A 786-nucleotide genomic window follows, 5' to 3' on the forward strand; every position below is an offset into this window, starting at 1 on the left:
GCTCATGACCACCACCGAGGTCGACAACTGGCCCGCCGACGTGCATGGCGTGCAGGGGCCCGACCTGATGCAGCGCTTTCTGGAGCACGCCGAGCGCTTCAAGACCGAGATTATTTTTGACCACATCAACAAGGTCGACTTCAGCAAACGCCCCTTTACCCTGACGGGCGACAGCGGGACTTACACCTGCGACTCGCTGATCATCGCCACCGGTGCCTCCGCCAAGTACCTGGGCCTGGAGTCGGAGACGGCATTCATGGGCCGTGGCGTTTCCGGCTGCGCCACCTGTGACGGCTTCTTCTACCGCGGAGAAGAGGTCTGCGTGGTGGGTGGCGGCAACACCGCTGTCGAAGAGGCACTGTATTTATCCAACATCGCCAGCAAGGTCACGCTGGTACACCGCCGCGACAAATTCAAGGCCGAAGCCATCCTGATCGACAAACTGCACGAAAAAGTGGCCGCAGGCAAGATCGAGCTCAAACTGCACCACACGCTGGAGCAGGTGCTCGGTGACGCTTCAGGGGTGACCGGTGTCCGCCTGAAGTGCACAAACAGCGATGCCTCGCAGGACATCACCCTCAAAGGCTGTTTTATCGCGATCGGCCATCAGCCGAACACAGACATCTTTGCAGGGCAGCTGGAAATGAAAGACGGCTACATCATCACCAAAACCGGCCTGCAGGGGTTTGCCACCATGACCAGCGTTCCAGGCGTCTTCGCTGCCGGCGATGTGCAGGACCATGTTTACCGTCAGGCGATTACCAGCGCCGGAACAGGCTGCATGGC

General features: G+C 59.9%; 1 protein-coding gene. It reads left to right on the forward strand.

Features of this window, described 5'->3' with window-relative positions:
* Positions 1–786 (forward strand): FAD-dependent oxidoreductase (locus AC1DWI_RS25110; RefSeq protein ID WP_477726175.1); only part of this gene is annotated, 786 nt, incomplete at both ends.

The organism is Polaromonas sp. P3_C2 (assembly GCF_056402675.1).